Below are 19,598 nucleotides of genomic sequence, written 5' to 3' on the forward strand. Positions count from 1 at the left end.
GTTATCAAAAAATGTTTGTATTAAGAAATTTGGTAGAAATAGAAAATGTCATAGAGTGATGCTTGGCATAACGATGCTACAAGCAATGTATAATTTTTCAGATTCATTATCAGAGGAAGAGCTAAAAGAGAATATGTATTGGCAGTATTTCTGCGGGTGGGAATATATAGAAAAAGACATAGCTATCTCGGAAACTAGTATACGACGGTTTCGTAGTGTATTAGGTGAAGCTGGATATAATGAGATATTATCGGAGTTGATCAGGGTTGGGATAAAAACTAACACAATTAAAAAAAAAGATTTGGAATTAATCATCGCTGATACGACTGTACAAATTAAGAATATCAAACACCCACACGATGTTTATTTAATGGATAAAGCTAGGCTTAGCATAGTAAAGCTTTGCAACAGTTTGGGTATACATTTGAATGAAACATACGCTAGAACCTATAAACGCGATATAGTAAAGCTATGGAAATATAAAGAACATAGTAAAGCCAAGAAGCGTTGGAAAATAATGAAGCATTTAAAAATATTACTGGGTCGTTTGATTAGAGTATGTGAGCGTGAGATCAAAAATAAGCAATTAAACTTGTCTCTCAAAAATCAAGAAGTATTGCAAAAAATAAAACAAATACATAACCAATCTGTTTTAAAAAGAGAAGCTAAAAAGCAATATAAAGAAGATAACAAAGTATTATATAGTTTTCATGCCCCTGAAGTAGAGTGTATAGGAAAGGGAAAACGCAACAAGCCATATGAGTTTGGCAATAAAGTAGCGGTAGTAGTAAGTGGTCGTAGAAATTTTGTTTTATCCGCAAAATCGTTTCATAATAATCCTTATGATGGTCATACATTGCATCAGAGCTTGATAGGGGACTGAAAAATCAAGACAAAAAAATGAGTAGTATGTTTTCCTAATTTTTCGATTATCAGGCAGCAATTTGCTGATAATTTTGCATATAATTCAGATATACATTCATAGGCTTTTTATAACCAATACTTGAATGAAATCTGTGATAATTATATTTATTCAGATAATGATCAATCCCATCTTTTAACTCTTTAACATTGTTAAAATCATTAATAAAGATACAATTATATTTTAAAGTTCTAAAAAACCTTTCTATTACTATATTATCAATACTTCTACCTTTGCCATTCATTGAAATTTGGATATCATGCTCCTTGAGAATATTTATGTGGTCATAACTGGTATATTGGCTACCTTGATCACTATTAAATATCTGTGGAGCGTTATACTTACTGAGAGCTTGTTTCAAGACATCAGTTACAAGAGATGCATCCATAGAATTTGACAGTTTATAGCTCAATATGGCCTTGCTATGCCAATCTATAATAGCTGCCATATACATAAAGCCACCATTAGTTCTAATGTAAGTAATGTCACCACTCCAAACCTCATTCACATTAGGCACATACACTTGCTTTGTTGAGCCAGATTTAGTCCAATATTGATCAAGTAAGTAGCTATAGATCTTATGCTCACTATCGTTTCGAGAAGTAGATTTTTTCTTATGTGGGTAAATAGCTTCTATACCCATCATCCTCATATATTTCAGTACTCGATCTTTACCGACAATAAAACCATCTTCTAGTAACTGTTGATGAATATAGCGATAACCAAATTCAGGATTATCTGTATATATTTCATCTATTCTATTTAAAATACTTAATTTATTTATACTCATCTCCTTGGATTTATAGTAGGCTGTAGATCGACTAATCTTTAATAGTTCACACTGTCTTGATTTTGAGAGTTGATTTAGCTTGGAGTGTACAAGACTCTTTTTATTTGATAAATCCAAGCTTTTGAGCTTTCCCACGGCCCAGTCCCTCTCAACTGTGATTCTACCAAGAGCTTTAGCAAGTTCATCATTTTGCTCTTGTAAATGATTTATTTGTTCTTGATATTCACTCAAAACTTTAGCTGGTTCAAAAGCTAATGCCGCATTACCTAAAAACTGTTTTTTCCAATTTTGAATTGTTTTAACACTTATTGCATATTTTGAAGCTAACTGACCAAGTGTCGACTCCTCTTTTATTAATTCTAATACTATCCCCGTTTTTTCTGAAGCACTGAAAATTTTTACTTTATTTTTCTTCATCTTTCCTCTTAAGTTTATTGCTATTTATTCTAACTTATTGCGGAAACACACTCCTTCATTTTTTTGTCCAATTTTTTCATGTATGGACCTCCTGTAGAATGCAAGAAAAAAATAACATCAATAATAAAAACAAACAAATGCAGTCATGTATCCGGCTTATAGCTGATAAATCAACCTAATTTATTCTACAGCCCTGATGGAATTCGCTGGCTTACAAACTATATACTTATCAGTCCATCGGCTTCTAAAAGAGCCACTGAAAAACGCAGTTTTTTTGTAAGCTAAGGTTTGTCTTATTTACCATCAATATTAATTATCTCAAGCATATTTCGGGTTGGAATCTCTTACATATTGTTTTGCTTTTACCTATTCATTATATAAATCACCATTTATTTTACTTATAAGTGCTATGCTACACACTCTTTAGCTACAAACTTTACTCTCTACATAATCATCTCCTGATCTTAGTACAGCAAACACCACTCTTGCCAACTTATTAGCTATGGCAACTGTCGTTTTATTATGGCTACTTCGCTCAGATAAATTAAACATCCATTTCGTAAATTGGCTAAAATCTTTTTTAGATTTCTGTTCTTCCGATGTAAATCTTATCTTGGCATTTAGTACAGCTCTAGCCCCTTGAATTAATAAAGTGCGTAAGTATACATCACCTCGCTTGCTAATTCCCAGCAGCTTATCCTTCCCACCACTTGAATGTTGTCTTGGCACTAATCCTAGCCATGCCGATAATTGCCTGCCATTCTCAAAACTTGTAGCATTACCTATTGATGCTATTAAAGCAGTAGCAGTAATTAAACCAAGACCAGGTATAGCTCTTAATCGTTGATATTGAGTTAGGTTACTTGCTATCATTGTTAATCGTTTTTCTATCTCTTTTATTTTTCTGTTATTATCTAAGAATTCTTCTTTTAGTTCACTAAATGTTTGATAACTTAACTGGCTTAATTTCCCTGCATCTAAAATCTCAATTAATTTTGTGATAACCTTATTAATGCCTTGAGGAACAATAAAACCAAACTCATGTAGTAGCCCCCTAATTTCATTAGCAAGTGCTGTACGATTTTTTACCAATCTCTCTCTTACCCTATGTATTGATAAAATTTCTTGTTGCTCTATAGTTTTAATTGCAACAAATCTCATATTAGGTCTTGTCACGGCTTCACATATCGCTTCAGCATCTGCTTGATCATTTTTATTAGTTTTAACATATGGTTTGACAAATTGCGGTGCCATTAGTTTTACTTCATGCCCTAATTTAGTTATTTCTCTTGCCCAATAACTAGAACCACCACAAGCTTCCATCCCTACTAAACATTGTGGTAAATTAGCCATAAATGTCAAAACCTGATCTCTCATCAATTTTTTCTTTAATACTGTCTTGCCATTTTTATCTACACCATGAATTTGAAAAATTCTTTTTGCAATATCTATACCAATTGTAGTAACCTCCATATGGACCTCCTTAATTGTTGTTTTAATATGTTAAATATTAACCCTAGAAGATTAGCAACTGCTTTTCATTCTCTATATCAGGAGGTCCATACCATTAGTCCATTATACTTTTGAAGCAGTAGAGAGTGTCACTGGAATCAAGATAAAGAAATCATTTGTTGATCTTGGGTATAGTGGTAGCAATGTAAAGGAGAAGAGTAAGGTATATACCCCAAAAACGCGGAAGAAGTTGTTACAAGAGGACAAGTCTATGATCAAGAGACGCAGTGCCATAGAACCAATAATAGGTCACTTAAAGCAATATGGTCGGATGGGTAGAAACTTCTTGAAAGGTATGATAGGAGATATTATCAATCCAATAATCTCTGCTATTGGTTTGAATTTACGATGCATTGCAAATCATTTACAAATCGTGTCTAACTCCACATAAATCAAAAATATCATCATGCAAAAACTAGATGAACGATAAAAAATCGTTAACAATAGCTCCATATCAAAATTAGACCAACACAGAAATGTATCAGTAAAAATTAACATAACTTATTAATTTTTATTGAAAATCTTAGCAATTTGTTGTCAAAACTCTATCCCATTACAAATGATCAGGATTTGAAGTGTTTTTGGCGGATAGACTATATAAATCAGACTTTGTAACTCTTCCATCATATACTCGTTTTATAGCTCTAAAACCAAGAGTTCTGAGTTATTTAGTTTTATTACTTGAATGGTATATGCAGGCAGCTCAATCTACGGGAGTTTCTTATATTGACGCCACATCTTTAGAGGTTTGTCATCGAAAAAGAATCTCTCGTAATAAAGTCTTTGCCGGTATTGCTGCTTTGGGTAAAACAACAAAAAGTTGGTTTTTTGGTCTAAAATTACATTTGGTTATTAACGAAAAAGGTGAGATTCAAGGTCTAAAACTAACGCCTGGTAATGTAGATGATAGAGCGCCGGTTTCGATAATCACCAAACATATCACGGGATTATTGTTTGGCGATAAGGGTTATATCAAACAGGAGCTCTTTGATGATCTATACAGCAAAGGAATCAAGTTAGTAACTGGCATAAAGAAGAAAATGAAGAATAAACTTATGCCATTATTTGAAAAAATATTATTACGCAAACGCTCAATTATCGAAACAGTATTTAGTGTGCTGAAGGGTGCTTTCGAGATCGAACATACAAGACATAGATCAATTTGGAATGCCTTTGTACATATCTTATCCGCCCTAATTGCATACTGTATGAAACCTAACAAACCTGCTATATCTCAAAATTAGCTAATCCAGAATTCAGGTTTAAAGAACTCATGCTCACGGCTTTGTTGCATAAATAAGCTTTTGAATATACTGCCCCTAACCCCGCAATGCTAGCCTAGCCAACAGGCACAGAGATAGGTTTACCAATTTCAAACATTTTGTTTAATAAGTGGCATTTAATAGACATTTCTTTTGTCATATTTTGATCATGTCTTGATAGAAACTTACTACCAAAAGAAGTTTTAAATCGAAAGAACGTGTTCTCTACACGCTCCCTTCTACCATAATTATTCTTTACCCTCCATGCTTGGTATCCTTTGTTTTGTTGATATATAACAGCTGCATCTCTCTCAGTTTTATCCCTAAGCGATTGAACTTTTACTGAAGAGTTTGGGGGTCTAATAACTGGTTTTATCTTCTTCTTTCTCAACAATTGATATGTAGATTCACCGTCATACCCTCGATCTCCCAGAAAATCCTTGGCTCTGACATTAGCTATTAGTAGTCCAATCTGTGATCTATCATCTATAGTATGCTCTGTGGTACTATCGGCAAGTATCATACCTTGATCTTCTATAACGATATGTAGCTTTTTCCATATGCGACGCTTATATTGCTTACCATGCTTATTTTCTAGCCATTCGTTCCCTGTGTAGGCTTGTATCCCTGTACTATCCATTGAAATATAACTAAATTCTTTATCTTGATTTCCATGTAAATACCTAAGATCTAATGACTTCATACGCTTACTTAATGTTGTATAGTCTGGACATCTAATAGATAAACCCGATATTTCAAAGAGCCAGTTTATAAAGCCTTGGGTTTGGCGTAACTTAAGACCGAATAAGCATCTGATCTTCAAACACTGTAATATAGCGTGATCACTATAGCGTCTAGGTCTTCCTCGTTTCATTTCCTCTCTGTAATCAGCATACCAGCCAATCGCCAAATCACTGGCAATCATAAAATCTATGCGACCCCTATTGCGTAAAAAATTATTATATTCTGACCAATTCGTTATTTTATATTTAGAATACTTGCGTGATTTACTAAAAGGGGCTTTCTTCCGAGATCTCATATAATCTGGATTATTTTTAATTCAGGACATCTTACCAGATTATCACCACTCTTGCTCTACAAATCTTATTTATGCAACAAAGCCATGCGGCATTAGCTTTTGAACCAGCTAAAGTTTTGAGTGAATATCAAGAACAAATAAATCATTTACAAGAGCAAAATGATGAACTTGCTAAAGCTCTTGGTAGAATCACAGTTGAGAGGGACTGGGCCGTGGGGCTTTGTTGCATAAATAAGCTTTTGAATATACTGCCCCTAACCCCGCAATGCTAGCCTAGCCAACAGGCACAGAGATAGGTTTACCAATTTCAAACATTTTGTTTAATAAGTGGCATTTAATAGACATTTCTTTTGTCATATTTTGGCTCTGTCTCATCAATTGTGTAAATTTCGTGAACCATTAAATTCTACCATCAAATTTGATCATAAAATGAGCCATAGCTTCATTCCAATTGGGGATAGGCATAGACCATTTTTTGGTAATATAATCAATTGTCAGATATAAAACTTTAAATACTGCGTCATCATTTGGAAAGATGCGTTTATTCTTAGTAACTTTTCTCAATTGGCTATTCAGCGATTCTATCGCATTTGTAGTGTAAATAATCTTACGAATCTCCTTTGGATATTGCAAGAAAATTATCAAATTATCCCAATTATTATACCAAGATTTAGCTATATGCGGATATTGCTTACTCCATTTTTGATCAAATGACTCAAGAGCTAATTCTGCTTCTTTTTCAGTAGCAGAAGTATAGATTAGTTTCAAATCCGCTGCTAATTGCTTTCTATCTTTATATGATACATATTTGAGGCTATTCCTGATCTGATGGACAATACAAATTTGATGTTCAGTTTTCGGATATACTGATGCAATAGCATCAGACATACCAGTTAGATTATCACTACAAGCAATTAAGATATCTTTTACTCCTCGATTCTTCATTTCAGTAAAATTACCAAGCCAAAATTTAGCTCCTTCATTCTCACTTATCCATAAGCCTAAAATATCCTTTCTGCCAGATAAATCTATTCCTAAAGCTACATATACTGATTTATTAATAATAAGTTTAGCTTGTCTTACTTTCACTACTAAACAGTCAAAATATACTATAGGGTATACTGACTCAAGAGGTCTACTCTGCCAAATCTTGACCTCATCTATTACTTCATCTGTAATCCTGCTGATTAGGCTCTCACTGATCTCAGCTCCATATAATTCTTGCAATTGTGTTTTAATATCAGACACACTCATACCCTTCGCATATAAGGATATTATCTTTTGGTCTAAGCCATCTATTCTTGTTTGTTTCTTTGAGACTATTATAGGTTCAAATTTACCTTGTCTGTCTCTTGGAACATTTATCTCTATAGCTAACGCGAAAAGGTTTTTACCATAGTTTTTGTATTTACTCACATATTCACCAGATCTAAATCCTATTAAACATTGCTGGACTAACTTTAAAAACTGTTTACATAAAATTATTGATCAATGCCTAAGTTTTTCCTAATCTGTGGTAGAAACATTTCCGTGTTAGCTATATAGTACCATTCTCACTAATCAGATTCTTACTAAAACTACCATTCCTCGCATTCTCAGTTTCAGCTCTATCATACTTGCTATAACCTAAATGTTCTGACATCTCAGCATGCAGTGCTCGCTCTAAAATACCCTTGGTTAATTCCTTAATTAATCTCTCAGGGTTTAATTCCCCGAAGCTCTGCTTCGTGATATCATAAGAAACAACTAAAACTTTTTTAGATACCTCGTAGCTCTGCTGCGAGGAGCATCATTCCATTCTGACTTAGTACTGTTTTTAAATCTACTCCGCCTTCTATCAGCAAATCTATTGCTTCATTTATTTTTTTATTCTTCTCTATTTGCATTTCTGTTACCTATATTTTTAATTACTTCTAATATAGGCTCAACAAAAATTTACACAATCATTGCAAAAGACTCTCATATTTTGATCATGTCTTGATAGAAACTTACTACCAAAAGAAGTTTTAAATCGAAAGAACGTGTTCTCTACACGCTCCCTTCTACCATAATTATTCTTTACCCTCCATGCTTGGTATCCTTTGTTTTGTTGATATATAACAGCTGCATCTCTCTCAGTTTTATCCCTAAGCGATTGAACTTTTACTGAAGAGTTTGGGGGTCTAATAACTGGTTTTATCTTCTTCTTTCTCAACCAGGAGTTTCGCACTTAGCAAAAAGTATGTTAATCTAGAGAAAAATAGTTTTAGATAAAAATGACAAGAACAAAATGTAGCAAGGACTTATATAAATCATTTTTACAAGCAAGTAGTGTCAGATATACTAGCAAGGCATTATCTGAAGTGAGTCCAGTAGATCTATCTCACGATAGTGCAAGTCGATGGTTAAAGAGTAAGGATTTTCGTCCTAGCGAAATCTATAAGGAAGTGTCAAAATATATAGATTGGGAAGCACCGTGTTTATTAGTGGGGGATGACACCTTATTATCAAAGCAATACAGTCAGAAGATTGAGCTTGTACGTTATCAATATTCTGGAGCTGTACATGATGTTATACCTGGTATAGGAATGGTAAACTTACTACATTACAATACTAAAATTGCTCAATCTACTCCCGTAGATTATAGAATATATGATAAAGACACTGATGGTAAAACAAAGAATGAGCATTTTTGTGATATGCTTACTTTAGCTAAAGAAAGAGGTCTCAATCCTGATGCCATAGTCATGGATGCTTGGTATAGCGGGTTGGAGAATTTAAAACATATACGTAATTTAGGCTGGCTATGGGTTACCACCCTAAGGAAAAATAGAAAAGTTAATCATAATGTTAGCTTGGAAAGTTTAGAGATACCCGATGAGGGGCTAAAAATTCACCTATAGCTAACGCGAAAAGGTTTTTACCATAGTTTTTGTATTTACTCACATATTCACCAGATCTAAATCCTATTAAACATTGCTGGACTAACTTTAAAAACTGTTTACATAAAATTATTGATCAATGCCTAAGTTTTTCCTAATCTATGGTAGAAACATTTCCGTGTTAGCTATACGTGGATACGGTTGGGTTACGGTATTTAAGTTTGTGGCAAAGAATGGTCGCATTGATTACATAACAACGAACTTGGAAAATCCCACACGTGAGCAAATAGAGAAAATTGTTAAGGCACGTTGGTCTATAGAGGTTTATCATCGAGAATTAAAACAAACTTGTGGTATTGAACGCTGTCAGGCACGCACGGGCCGAGCTCAAAGAAATCATATTTGCCTTGCAGTATTTGCCTGGCTTGATATGAATAAAAGGAGGATAAATGAAAACATTACTTTATATCAACAAACTTGGGAAGTTATAAAAACATCAATTCAAAACAATATCAGATGGCTTTTAACTGATTCGCAACTTTGCTAAGTGCGAAACTCCTGTCAACAATTGATATGTAGATTCACCGTCATACCCTCGATCTCCCAGAAAATCCTTGGCTCTGACATTAGCTATTAGTAGTCCAATCTGTGATCTATCATCTATGGCTTTGTTGCATAAATAAGCTTTTGAATATACTGCCCCTAACCCCGCAATGCTAGCCTAGCCAACAGGCACAGAGATAGGTTTACCAATTTCAAACATTTTGTTTAATAAGTGGCATTTAATAGACATTTCTTTTGTCATATTTTGATCATGTCTTGATAGAAACTTACTACCAAAAGAAGTTTTAAATCGAAAGAACGTGTTCTCTACACGCTCCCTTCTACCATAATTATTCTTTACCCTCCATGCTTGGTATCCTTTGTTTTGTTGATATATAACAGCTGCATCTCTCTCAGTTTTATCCCTAAGCGATTGAACTTTTACTGAAGAGTTTGGGGGTCTAATAACTGGTTTTATCTTCTTCTTTCTCAACAATTGATATGTAGATTCACCGTCATACCCTCGATCTCCCAGAAAATCCTTGGCTCTGACATTAGCTATTAGTAGTCCAATCTGTGATCTATCATCTATAGTATGCTCTGTGGTACTATCGGCAAGTATCATACCTTGATCTTCTATAACGATATGTAGCTTTTTCCATATGCGACGCTTATATTGCTTACCATGCTTATTTTCTAGCCATTCGTTCCCTGTGTAGGCTTGTATCCCTGTACTATCCATTGAAATACAACTAAATTCTTTATCTTGATTTCCATGTAAATACCTAAGATCTAATGACTTCATACGCTTACTTAATGTTGTATAGTCTGGACATCTAATAGATAAACCCGATATTTCAAAGAGCCAGTTTATAAAGCCTTGGGTTTGGCGTAACTTAAGACCGAATAAGCATCTGATCTTCAAACACTGTAATATAGCGTGATCACTATAGCGTCTAGGTCTTCCTCGTTTCATTTCCTCTCTGTAATCAGCATACCAGCCAATCGCCAAATCACTGGCAATCATAAAATCTATGCGACCCCTATTGCGTAAAAAATTATTATATTCTGACCAATTCGTTATTTTATATTTAGAATACTTGCGTGATTTACTAAAAGGGGCTTTCTTCCGAGATCTCATATAATCTGGATTATTTTTTAATTCAGGACATCTTACCAGATTATCACCACTCTTGCTCTACAAATTTTATTTATGCAACAAAGCCATGGATGCTTGGTATAGCGGGTTGGAGAATTTAAAACATATACGTAATTTAGGCTGGCTATGGGTTACCACCCTAAGGAAAAATAGAAAAGTTAATCATAATGTTAGCTTGGAAAGTTTAGAGATACCCGATGAGGGGCTAAAAATTCACCTACGTGGATACGGTTGGGTTACGGTATTTAAGTTTGTGGCAAAGAATGGTCGCATTGATTACATAACAACGAACTTGGAAAATCCCACACGTGAGCAAATAGAGAAAATTGTTAAGGCACGTTGGTCTATAGAGGTTTATCATCGAGAATTAAAACAAACTTGTGGTATTGAACGCTGTCAGGCACGCACGGGCCGAGCTCAAAGAAATCATATTTGCCTTGCAGTATTTGCCTGGCTTGATATGAATAAAAGGAGGATAAATGAAAACATTACTTTATATCAACAAACTTGGGAAGTTATAAAAACATCAATTCAAAACAATATCAGATGGCTTTTAACTGATTCGCAACTTTGCTAAGTGCGAAACTCCTGTATACATCTCCTATAGCACGAAGGCAAAAATTATATTTATCTTTAGCAAGAAAAAGGAAAAATAGGTTGCATCATGGTACAAGAATCAGAAACAAAAGAATTACAATACCAAATCGAGTTTCCATTACTGAAAGACCAGAGATAAATAGAAAGATAGCAGCAATAGGTCATTTAGAAGGTGATTTAACTTTTAACAAAGGTAATCAAAGTCGTAATATAGGCGCTCTTGTGGATATCAGAACACAAAAAGTGTTTCTCACTTTAAACCGTTCAAAAAGAACACAAGATGTGATTGGTAACATGAATAAAAAACTTAAACAATTGTCGCATATAATCAAAAGCATAACGTTAGATAATGGCAAAGAATTTACCAATCATGAACAACTATTGCCAAAATCTGAACGAAAAGTATATTTTTGCAATCCTTATTCTCCATGGCAAAAACCATTGATAGAGAAGATTAACTCAATGGTGCACAGAGTATACTCTAAATCTTTAGATATAAAAAAATTAACAATAAAGCAATTACAAGAAATTGAGGATTTTTTAAATAATTTACCAAGAAAAGTGCTCGGTTATAAAACACCCAATGAGGTATGGGAAGAAAATATAAATCTGGCTTAATTAATACTGGAATTTACCCTCTACAAGTCTTATTTATGCAACAAAGCCCTGCTGCGTAATGCGTAAGGTGAGTAATTTATCACTTTTTTAATTATAGCATAAGTTTTGGTTTGTTGGATACCTGATTTTGTTAATTATTACTTGCTTTGCATTACAAATTTTTATTTAATTATTGTAATATATGTCGAGTGGTTTTGACATAGTCTTAATTTTATTAGTACTAAAAAATGAAATTTTATCAAACAGTAAGTTATTATAAGATAGGGTTACGAATTATAATATTGGTATTTTTATCAATATTACACGTTGATACACTAGTAATGGCTTCAGATCATGACGATGGTTATGTGACAGTAACAAGCAAAAAGAGCAAAAGAAAACAGGGAACACTAGATCAAAAAGTAGCAAAGTCACAAGTAAGCGTTGATGTTCAAATACAAGCGATGCAGGCTCAAAATAAAGTTCAAGCAGATGCAGTAGCTGAACAGCAAAAACTACAAGCAGAACGTGAAGCTAATGAAAGAGCTGAACAGCAAAAACTACAAGCAGAACGTGAAGCTAATGAAAGAGCTGAACAGCAAAAACTACAAGCAGAACGTGAAGCTAATGAAAGAGCTGAACAGCAAAAACTGCAAGCAGAATGTGAAGCTAATGAAAGAGCTGAACAGCAAAAACTGCAAGCAGAACGTGAAGCTAATGAAAGAGCTGAACAGCAAAAACTGCAAGCAGAACGTGAAGCTAATGAAAGAGCTGAACAGCAAAAACTGCAAGCAGAACGTGAAGCTAATGAAAGAGCTGAACAGCAAAAACTGCAAGCAGAACGTGAAGCTAATGAAAGAGCTGAACAGCAAAAACTACAAGCAGAACGTGAAGCTAATGAAAGAGCTGAACAGCAAAAACTGCAAGCAGAACGTGAAGCTAATGAAAGAGCTGAACAGCAAAAACTGCAAGCAGAACGTGAAGCTAATGAAAGAGCTGAACAGCAAAAACTGCAAGCAGAGTATCAGCAATGTCAAACTAACTCAATAAGAGTAGACGAGGAATATGTTAAAAAACCTGAGTCACAACAATTAGCTGAGGCAATCAATAATATGATCGTTGGACATACGGAAAATGCTTTTGTATCGGCAGCGCAAAAAGAAGTGATCCGAGAAAAATCTACACTTGTTATAAAAAATCCTGAAAAATATGCGGTAGAACTGGCTCAAGAATTAGTAAAGAATAAAGCTGAACTAAAAGAAGTGATTAAAATAGCTAATTATGATGCTTTTGTAGTGGGTAAAACACAACAAGAGCAAGCTTTATTATTTGCAACAAATTTAGCTCAGGTTGCACCTGATAATATAAAAAAAGTAGTAGAGCATTTAACCGAGCAAGGAACAAGAGCGGTTAATGTAGCAAATATGATGTATAAAGTAGTCACTTCTAACATTAATAATCACCTATCAGGTGGTACTATGGTAGCAGTTGCAGCGGGTGATCAAGAAAGCCCTATAGTTACTAAAAAAGGATTATGGGTTATCGGTACTTTTGGTTCAAGTAATCAAGATGCACATCAAGGTAATCCTAGCTATAAAGGCACTGTATCCGGCGGTATTATCGGTGGTGATATTTATATCGGGGAAAATAGTCTTGTCGGTATTGCATATAGCCGTATGAACGCTGACTTTAGGTTTAAAGATCCAAGCACTGGTGATAAACTGTCGGCAGAAAGCGATATTATTTCTCTATACGGCCAACAACAATTTAGTATCGGTCTTATATTACAAGAAATATTTTCAGCAAGTAACAGTAAAATTAACACCAAGAATTTAAGACAAGTTGGACCTAATAGGTATAAGACTGCTAGCGGTAAATATACAAGCAAAGCTTACGGTTTTGAGGGTAATATCGGTTATCAATTCTCTGTCATGGACGGTATAAATTTAATGCCTAATATTGGTATTAGATATAATACGTATAAAGATACTTCTTATATCGAAACCGGTACAGGCGTGAATAATATGTATATCGCAGGTACGTCGGGTAACTTAACTACCGGTATTCTAGGTATAAAAATAACTACTCCTAAGAGAGTATCAAACGATGCTCAAATAGTACCGGGATTACATGCTTCCATAGAAAATAGTTTGAGCAATAAGCAACCTAAGGTGAAAGCTAGATTTATTTGGGCAGATAATTACTTTGAGAAGACTACAAGCAATAGCACACCAAAAGTCAGCTATACTGTAGGTGCAAATTTACTTGCATCTTATAAGAATATTGAGCTACTTGCAACGTATCACTGTAATTTACGTAACAAATATACTAGTCATCAAGGTTCATTAAAGTTAAAGATATTGTTCTAATAATGTAAATCTTTAGACCTGAAGTTTTGACAAAACTTCAGTTAGACGGGTTATTGAAAAAATGGCTAGGTTGGCGTCGGTTACAATTGAAAATTCAAGGACTAAGGAGAACAAAACCTGGCTCTGTTTCATCAATTGTGTAAATTTCGTGAGCCATTAAATCCTACCATCAAATTTGATCATAAAATGAGCCATAGCTTCATTCCAGTTGGGGATAGGCATAGACCATTTTTTGGTAATATAATCAATTGTCAGATATAAAACCTTAAATACTGCGTCATCATTTGGAAAGATGCGTTTATTCTTAGTAACTTTTCTCAATTGGCTATTCAGCGATTCTATCGCATTTGTAGTGTAAATAATCTTACGAATCTCCTTTGGATATTGCAAGAAAGTCCGTCCGCCAAAACTCTACAAGCCTTATAGATAATATGGTTTTAAGACAAGAAGTAATACAACAATCCGTAAGAAAATGATAAAATATGGTCATAAACCTTATGGATTTCAGTCAATGCCAATAGACAACATTATCAAATCGCAAGAACAAGGGAAACTGTTTGGTTATAAATTAAAAGAAGAATTAAACCCAAATAATAAGCTATATAAATTAAGAGAATTAATAAATTGGTCTAGGCTCGAAGAGTGGTTATCAAAAAATGTTTGTATTAAGAAATTTGGTAGAAATAGAAAATGTCATAGAGTGATGCTTGGCATAACGATGCTACAAGCAATGTATAATTTTTCAGATTCATTATCAGAGGAAGAGCTAAAAGAGAATATGTATTGGCAGTATTTCTGCGGGTGGGAATATATAGAAAAAGACATAGCTATCTCGGAAACTAGTATACGACGGTTTCGTAGTGTATTAGGTGAAGCTGGATATAATGAGATATTATCGGAGTTGATCAGGGTTGGGATAAAAACTAACACAATTAAAAAAAAAGATTTGGAATTAATCATCGCTGATACGACTGTACAAATTAAGAATATCAAACACCCACACGATGTTTATTTAATGGATAAAGCTAGGCTTAGCATAGTAAAGCTTTGCAACAGTTTGGGTATACATTTGAATGAAACATACGCTAGAACCTATAAACGCGATATAGTAAAGCTATGGAAATATAAAGAACATAGTAAAGCCAAGAAGCGTTGGAAAATAATGAAGCATTTAAAAATATTACTGGGTCGTTTGATTAGAGTATGTGAGCGTGAGATCAAAAATAAGCAATTAAACTTGTCTCTCAAAAATCAAGAAGTATTGCAAAAAATAAAACAAATACATAACCAATCTGTTTTAAAAAGAGAAGCTAAAAAGCAATATAAAGAAGATAACAAAGTATTATATAGTTTTCATGCCCCTGAAGTAGAGTGTATAGGAAAGGGAAAACGCAACAAGCCATATGAGTTTGGCAATAAAGTAGCGGTAGTAGTAAGTGGTCGTAGAAATTTTGTTTTATCCGCAAAATCGTTTCATAATAATCCTTATGATGGTCATACATTGCATCAGAGCTTTGAAGCAGTAGAGAGTGTCACTGGAATCAAGATAAAGAAATCATTTGTTGATCTTGGGTATAGTGGTAGCAATGTAAAGGAGAAGAGTAAGGTATATACCCCAAAAACGCGGAAGAAGTTGTTACAAGAGGACAAGTCTATGATCAAGAGACGCAGTGCCATAGAACCAATAATAGGTCACTTAAAGCAATATGGTCGGATGGGTAGAAACTTCTTGAAAGGTATGATAGGAGATATTATCAATCCAATAATCTCTGCTATTGGTTTGAATTTACGATGCATTGCAAATCATTTACAAATCGTGTCTAACTCCACATAAATCAAAAATATCATCATGCAAAAACTAGATGAACGATAAAAAATCGTTAACAATAGCTCCATATCAAAATTAGACCAACACAGAAATGTATCAGTAAAAATTAACATAACTTATTAATTTTTATTGAAAATCTTAGCAATTTGTTGTCAAAACTCTATCCCATTACAAATGATCAGGATTTGAAGTGTTTTTGGCGGATAGACGAAAATTATCAAATTATCTCAATTATTATACCAAGAGTTAGCTATATACGGATATTGCTTACTCCATTATGATCAATGACTAAGAGCTAAGTCTTTTTAAAGAGTAACAGGAGTTTCGCACTTAGCAAAATTGTGTATTAGTTAGAAGCCATTTAATGTTGTTCTGAATTGATGTTTTTATAACTTCCCAAGTTTGTTGATATAAAGTAATGTTTTCATTTATCCTCCTTTTGTTCATATCAAGCCAGGCCAATACAGCAAGGCAAATATGATTTCTTTGAGCTCGACCCGTGCGTGCCTGACAGCATTCAATACCACAAGTTTGTTTCAATTCTCGATGATAAACTTCTATAGACCAACGCGCCTTAACAATTTTCTCTATTTGCTCACGTGTAGGATTCTCTAAATTAGTTGTTATGTAATCAATGCGACCATTTTTTGCCACAAACTTAAATACCGTAACCCAACCGTATCCACGTAGGTGAATTTTTAGCCCTTCATCGGGAATCTCTAAAGTTTCCAAGCTAACATTACGATTAACTTTTCTATTTTTTCTTAGGTTGGTAACCCATATCCAACCTAAATTACGTATATGTTTTAAATTATCCAAACCACTATACCAAGCATCCATAACTATAGCATCAGGCTTGATACCTCTTTCTTTAGCTAAAGTAAGCATATCACAAAAATGCTCGTTCTTTGTTTTACCATCAGTTTCTTTATCATATATTCTATAATCTACAGGAGTAGATTGATCAATTTGAGTATTGTAATGCAGTAAGTTTACCATTCCTATACCAGGTATAACATCATGTACAGCCCCAGAATATTGATAATTTACAAGCTCGATCCTCTTACTGTATTGCTTTGACAATAAGGTGTCATCTCCCACTAATAAACAAGGATCTTCCAGATCAATATATTTTGACACTTTGCTATAGATTTCGCTAGGGCGAAAATCCTTACTCTTTAACCATCGACTTGCACTATCGTGCGATAGATCTAATGGACTTACTTCAGATAATGCTTTGCTAGTATATCTTACACTACTTGCTTGTAAGAATGATTTATATAAATCTTTGCTACATTTTGATCTTGTCATTTTTATCTAAAACTATTTTTCTCTAGATTAGCATATTATTTGCTAAGTGCGAAACTCCTGTATAGATTAGTTTCAAATCCGCGAGTCTTTTGCAATGATTGTGTAAATTTTTGTTGAGCCTATATAGCTAACGCGGAAAGGTTTTTACCATAGTTTTTGTATTTACTCACATATTCACCAGATCTAAATCCTATTAAACATTGCTGGACTAACTTTAAAAACTGTTTACGTAAAATTATTGATCAATGCCTAAGTTTTTCCTAATCTGTGGTAGAAACATTTCCGTGTTAGCTATATTAGAAGTAATTAAAAATATAGGTAGTCCGTCCGCCAAAACTCTACAAGCCTTATAGATAATATGGTTTTAAGACAAGAAGTAATACAACAATCCGTAAGAAAATGATAAAATATGGTCATAAACCTTATGGATTTCAGTCAATGCCAATAGACAACATTATCAAATCGCAAGAACAAGGGAAACTGTTTGGTTATAAATTAAAAGAAGAATTAAACCCAAATAATAAGCTATATAAATTAAGAGAATTAATAAATTGGTCTAGGCTCGAAGAGTGGTTATCAAAAAATGTTTGTATTAAGAAATTTGGTAGAAATAGAAAATGTCATAGAGTGATGCTTGGCATAACGATGCTACAAGCAATGTATAATTTTTCAGATTCATTATCAGAGGAAGAGCTAAAAGAGAATATGTATTGGCAGTATTTCTGCGGGTGGGAATATATAGAAAAAGACATAGCTATCTCGGAAACTAGTATACGACGGTTTCGTAGTGTATTAGGTGAAGCTGGATATAATGAGATATTATCGGAGTTGATCAGGGTTGGGATAAAAACTAACACAATTAAAAAAAAAGATTTGGAATTAATCATCGCTGATACGACTGTACAAATTAAGAATATCAAACACCCACACGATGTTTATTTAATGGATAAAGCTAGGCTTAGCATAGTAAAGCTTTGCAACAGTTTGGGTATACATTTGAATGAAACATACGCTAGAACCTATAAACGCGATATAGTAAAGCTATGGAAATATAAAGAACATAGTAAAGCCAAGAAGCGTTGGAAAATAATGAAGCATTTAAAAATATTACTGGGTCGTTTGATTAGAGTATGTGAGCGTGAGATCAAAAATAAGCAATTAAACTTGTCTCTCAAAAATCAAGAAGTATTGCAAAAAATAAAACAAATACATAACCAATCTGTTTTAAAAAGAGAAGCTAAAAAGCAATATAAAGAAGATAACAAAGTATTATATAGTTTTCATGCCCCTGAAGTAGAGTGTATAGGAAAGGGAAAACGCAACAAGCCATATGAGTTTGGCAATAAAGTAGCGGTAGTAGTAAGTGGTCGTAGAAATTTTGTTTTATCCGCAAAATCGTTTCATAATAATCCTTATGATGGTCATACATTGCATCAGAGCTTTGAAGCAGTAGAGAGTGTCACTGGAATCAAGATAAAGAAATCATTTGTTGATCTTGGGTATAGTGGTAGCAATGTAAAGGAGAAGAGTAAGGTATATACCCCAAAAACGCGGAAGAAGTTGTTACAAGAGGACAAGTCTATGATCAAGAGACGCAGTGCCATAGAACCAATAATAGGTCACTTAAAGCAATATGGTCGGATGGGTAGAAACTTCTTGAAAGGTATGATAGGAGATATTATCAATCCAATAATCTCTGCTATTGGTTTGAATTTACGATGCATTGCAAATCATTTACAAATCGTGTCTAACTCCACATAAATCAAAAATATCATCATGCAAAAACTAGATGAACGATAAAAAATCGTTAACAATAGCTCCATATCAAAATTAGACCAACACAGAAATGTATCAGTAAAAATTAACATAACTTATTAATTTTTATTGAAAATCTTAGCAATTTGTTGTCAAAACTCTATCCCATTACAAATGATCAGGATTTGAAGTGTTTTTGGCGGATAGACTAGGTAACAGAAATGCAAATAGAGAAGAATAAAAAAATAAATGAAGCAATAGATTTGCTGATAAAAGGCGGAGTAGATTTAAAAACAGTACTAAGTCAGAATGGATTAATCTCTCAGGGTTTAATTCCCCGAAGCTCTGCTTCGTGATATCATAAGAAACAACTAAAACTTTTTTAGATACCTCGTAGCTCTGCTGCGAGGAGCATCATTTTAAGGAATTAACCAAGGGTATTTTAGAGCGAGCACTGCATGCTGAGATGTCAGAACATTTAGGTTATAGCAAGTATGATAGAGCTGAAACTGAGAATGCGAGGAATGGTAGTTTTAGTAAGAATCTGATTAGTGAGAATGGTACTATAGAGCTAAATGTTCCAAGAGACAGACAAGGTAAATTTGAACCTATAATAGTCTCAAAGAAACAAACAAG

Annotated in this window: 15 protein-coding genes and 8 pseudogenes; 13 read left to right on the forward strand and 10 right to left on the reverse strand. The window is 33.8% G+C overall.

Translation table 11 applies throughout. The annotated features are described in order from the left end of the window. Positions 1 to 19 precede the first annotated feature (19 nt). On the forward strand, positions 20 to 883 hold the full coding sequence (locus AAHI98_RS01220) for a transposase (protein ID WP_342224813.1): 864 nt from the start codon (positions 20 to 22) through the stop codon (positions 881 to 883). Between the two features lie 49 nt (positions 884 to 932). Here the strand turns inward: AAHI98_RS01220 and AAHI98_RS01225 are convergent, their stop codons facing one another. Both AAHI98_RS01225 and AAHI98_RS01230 read right to left on the reverse strand, forming a co-directional pair. Next, the gene (locus AAHI98_RS01225) at positions 933 to 2,129 is read right to left on the reverse strand and encodes an IS3 family transposase (protein WP_342224643.1); all 1,197 of its coding nucleotides are present in this window, start codon (positions 2,127 to 2,129) and stop codon (positions 933 to 935) included. 423 nt (positions 2,130 to 2,552) lie between these two features. Next, positions 2,553 to 3,602, reverse strand: a complete 1,050-nt coding sequence (locus AAHI98_RS01230) for an IS110 family RNA-guided transposase (RefSeq protein WP_342224642.1) — start codon at positions 3,600 to 3,602, stop codon at positions 2,553 to 2,555. Between the two features lie 229 nt (positions 3,603 to 3,831). Between AAHI98_RS01230 and AAHI98_RS01235 the strand changes: the two genes are divergently transcribed. Both AAHI98_RS01235 and AAHI98_RS01240 read left to right on the forward strand, forming a co-directional pair. Next, positions 3,832 to 4,032 carry a hypothetical protein gene (locus tag AAHI98_RS01235; RefSeq protein ID WP_342224789.1) on the forward strand — a complete coding sequence of 67 codons (201 nt, stop codon included), beginning with the start codon at positions 3,832 to 3,834 and terminating at the stop codon, positions 4,030 to 4,032. 202 nt (positions 4,033 to 4,234) lie between these two features. Further along, positions 4,235 to 4,885 (forward strand): annotated as a pseudogene (locus tag AAHI98_RS01240) (IS982 family transposase); the annotation flags it as partial. A gap of 94 nt (positions 4,886 to 4,979) precedes the next feature. Here the strand turns inward: AAHI98_RS01240 and AAHI98_RS01245 are convergent. Beyond that, positions 4,980 to 5,942 carry an IS5 family transposase gene (locus AAHI98_RS01245; RefSeq protein WP_342224790.1) on the reverse strand — a complete coding sequence of 321 codons (963 nt, stop codon included), beginning with the start codon at positions 5,940 to 5,942 and terminating at the stop codon, positions 4,980 to 4,982. Positions 5,943 to 6,013: 71 nt separating this feature from the next. Here AAHI98_RS01245 and AAHI98_RS01250 point away from each other — a divergent pair, with 71 nt between their 5' ends. Next, positions 6,014 to 6,214 carry a hypothetical protein gene (locus AAHI98_RS01250; RefSeq protein ID WP_342224791.1) on the forward strand — a complete coding sequence of 67 codons (201 nt, stop codon included), beginning with the start codon at positions 6,014 to 6,016 and terminating at the stop codon, positions 6,212 to 6,214. A gap of 127 nt (positions 6,215 to 6,341) precedes the next feature. Here AAHI98_RS01250 and AAHI98_RS01255 read toward each other — a convergent pair. The 4 genes and pseudogenes from AAHI98_RS01255 to AAHI98_RS01270 form a co-directional block, all read right to left on the reverse strand. Next, positions 6,342 to 7,337, reverse strand: a pseudogene (locus AAHI98_RS01255) (IS256 family transposase); the annotation flags it as partial. Positions 7,338 to 7,485: 148 nt separating this feature from the next. Beyond that, a pseudogene (locus AAHI98_RS01260) lies at positions 7,486 to 7,674 on the reverse strand (transposase); the annotation flags it as partial. A 25-nt stretch (positions 7,675 to 7,699) separates the two neighbouring features. Continuing rightward, positions 7,700 to 7,828 carry a hypothetical protein gene (locus tag AAHI98_RS01265; protein WP_342224793.1) on the reverse strand — a complete coding sequence of 43 codons (129 nt, stop codon included), beginning with the start codon at positions 7,826 to 7,828 and terminating at the stop codon, positions 7,700 to 7,702. A 38-nt stretch (positions 7,829 to 7,866) separates the two neighbouring features. Continuing rightward, positions 7,867 to 8,151: a hypothetical protein gene (locus tag AAHI98_RS01270; RefSeq protein WP_342224794.1), complete on the reverse strand. Its 285-nt coding sequence runs from the start codon at positions 8,149 to 8,151 to the stop codon at positions 7,867 to 7,869. Between the two features lie 46 nt (positions 8,152 to 8,197). Between AAHI98_RS01270 and AAHI98_RS01275 the strand changes: the two are divergent. Continuing rightward, positions 8,198 to 8,818: pseudogene (locus AAHI98_RS01275) on the forward strand (transposase); the annotation flags it as partial. Between the two features lie 175 nt (positions 8,819 to 8,993). Then, positions 8,994 to 9,350: pseudogene (locus tag AAHI98_RS18385) on the forward strand (transposase); the annotation flags it as partial. Positions 9,351 to 9,524: 174 nt separating this feature from the next. On the opposite strand, the gene AAHI98_RS01285 reads toward AAHI98_RS18385, so the two are convergent. After that, complete coding sequence (locus AAHI98_RS01285; RefSeq protein WP_342224734.1) at positions 9,525 to 10,487, reverse strand: IS5 family transposase; 963 nt, start codon at positions 10,485 to 10,487, stop codon at positions 9,525 to 9,527. A 52-nt stretch (positions 10,488 to 10,539) separates the two neighbouring features. Between AAHI98_RS01285 and AAHI98_RS01290 the strand changes: the two genes are divergently transcribed. The 3 genes and pseudogenes from AAHI98_RS01290 to AAHI98_RS01300 all read left to right on the forward strand — a co-directional run bounded on the left by AAHI98_RS01290 (position 10,540) and on the right by AAHI98_RS01300 (position 14,068). After that, positions 10,540 to 11,082, forward strand: a complete 543-nt coding sequence (locus tag AAHI98_RS01290) for a transposase (protein WP_342224797.1) — start codon at positions 10,540 to 10,542, stop codon at positions 11,080 to 11,082. Positions 11,083 to 11,087: 5 nt separating this feature from the next. After that, positions 11,088 to 11,720: pseudogene (locus AAHI98_RS01295) on the forward strand (IS30 family transposase); the annotation flags it as partial. A 1,091-nt stretch (positions 11,721 to 12,811) separates the two neighbouring features. After that, positions 12,812 to 14,068: an autotransporter outer membrane beta-barrel domain-containing protein gene (locus AAHI98_RS01300; RefSeq protein WP_342224815.1), complete on the forward strand. Its 1,257-nt coding sequence runs from the start codon at positions 12,812 to 12,814 to the stop codon at positions 14,066 to 14,068. A gap of 156 nt (positions 14,069 to 14,224) precedes the next feature. Here AAHI98_RS01300 and AAHI98_RS01305 read toward each other — a convergent pair. Beyond that, positions 14,225 to 14,461: pseudogene (locus AAHI98_RS01305) on the reverse strand (transposase); the annotation flags it as partial. Positions 14,462 to 14,540: 79 nt separating this feature from the next. On the opposite strand from AAHI98_RS01305, the gene AAHI98_RS01310 reads away from it, so the two are divergent. Continuing rightward, entirely contained in the window at positions 14,541 to 15,902 is a 1,362-nt protein-coding gene (locus tag AAHI98_RS01310; RefSeq protein ID WP_342224717.1) for an IS5 family transposase, read from the forward strand. A gap of 324 nt (positions 15,903 to 16,226) precedes the next feature. Here the strand turns inward: AAHI98_RS01310 and AAHI98_RS01315 are convergent, their stop codons facing one another. Continuing rightward, entirely contained in the window at positions 16,227 to 17,207 is a 981-nt protein-coding gene (locus AAHI98_RS01315; RefSeq protein WP_342224656.1) for an IS701 family transposase, read from the reverse strand. Between the two features lie 399 nt (positions 17,208 to 17,606). On the opposite strand from AAHI98_RS01315, the gene AAHI98_RS01320 reads away from it, so the two are divergent. The 3 genes and pseudogenes from AAHI98_RS01320 to AAHI98_RS18045 form a co-directional block, all read left to right on the forward strand. Continuing rightward, positions 17,607 to 18,968 carry an IS5 family transposase gene (locus AAHI98_RS01320; RefSeq protein ID WP_342224717.1) on the forward strand — a complete coding sequence of 454 codons (1,362 nt, stop codon included), beginning with the start codon at positions 17,607 to 17,609 and terminating at the stop codon, positions 18,966 to 18,968. Between the two features lie 215 nt (positions 18,969 to 19,183). Then, a complete protein-coding gene (locus tag AAHI98_RS01325; RefSeq protein WP_342224747.1) occupies positions 19,184 to 19,318 on the forward strand; it encodes a hypothetical protein in 135 nt (44 codons plus the stop codon). Positions 19,319 to 19,383: 65 nt separating this feature from the next. Further along, positions 19,384 to 19,598: pseudogene (locus AAHI98_RS18045) on the forward strand (transposase); the annotation flags it as partial.

Source organism: Rickettsia endosymbiont of Urophora cardui, assembly GCF_964030725.1.
Lineage (GTDB): Bacteria > Pseudomonadota > Alphaproteobacteria > Rickettsiales > Rickettsiaceae > Rickettsia.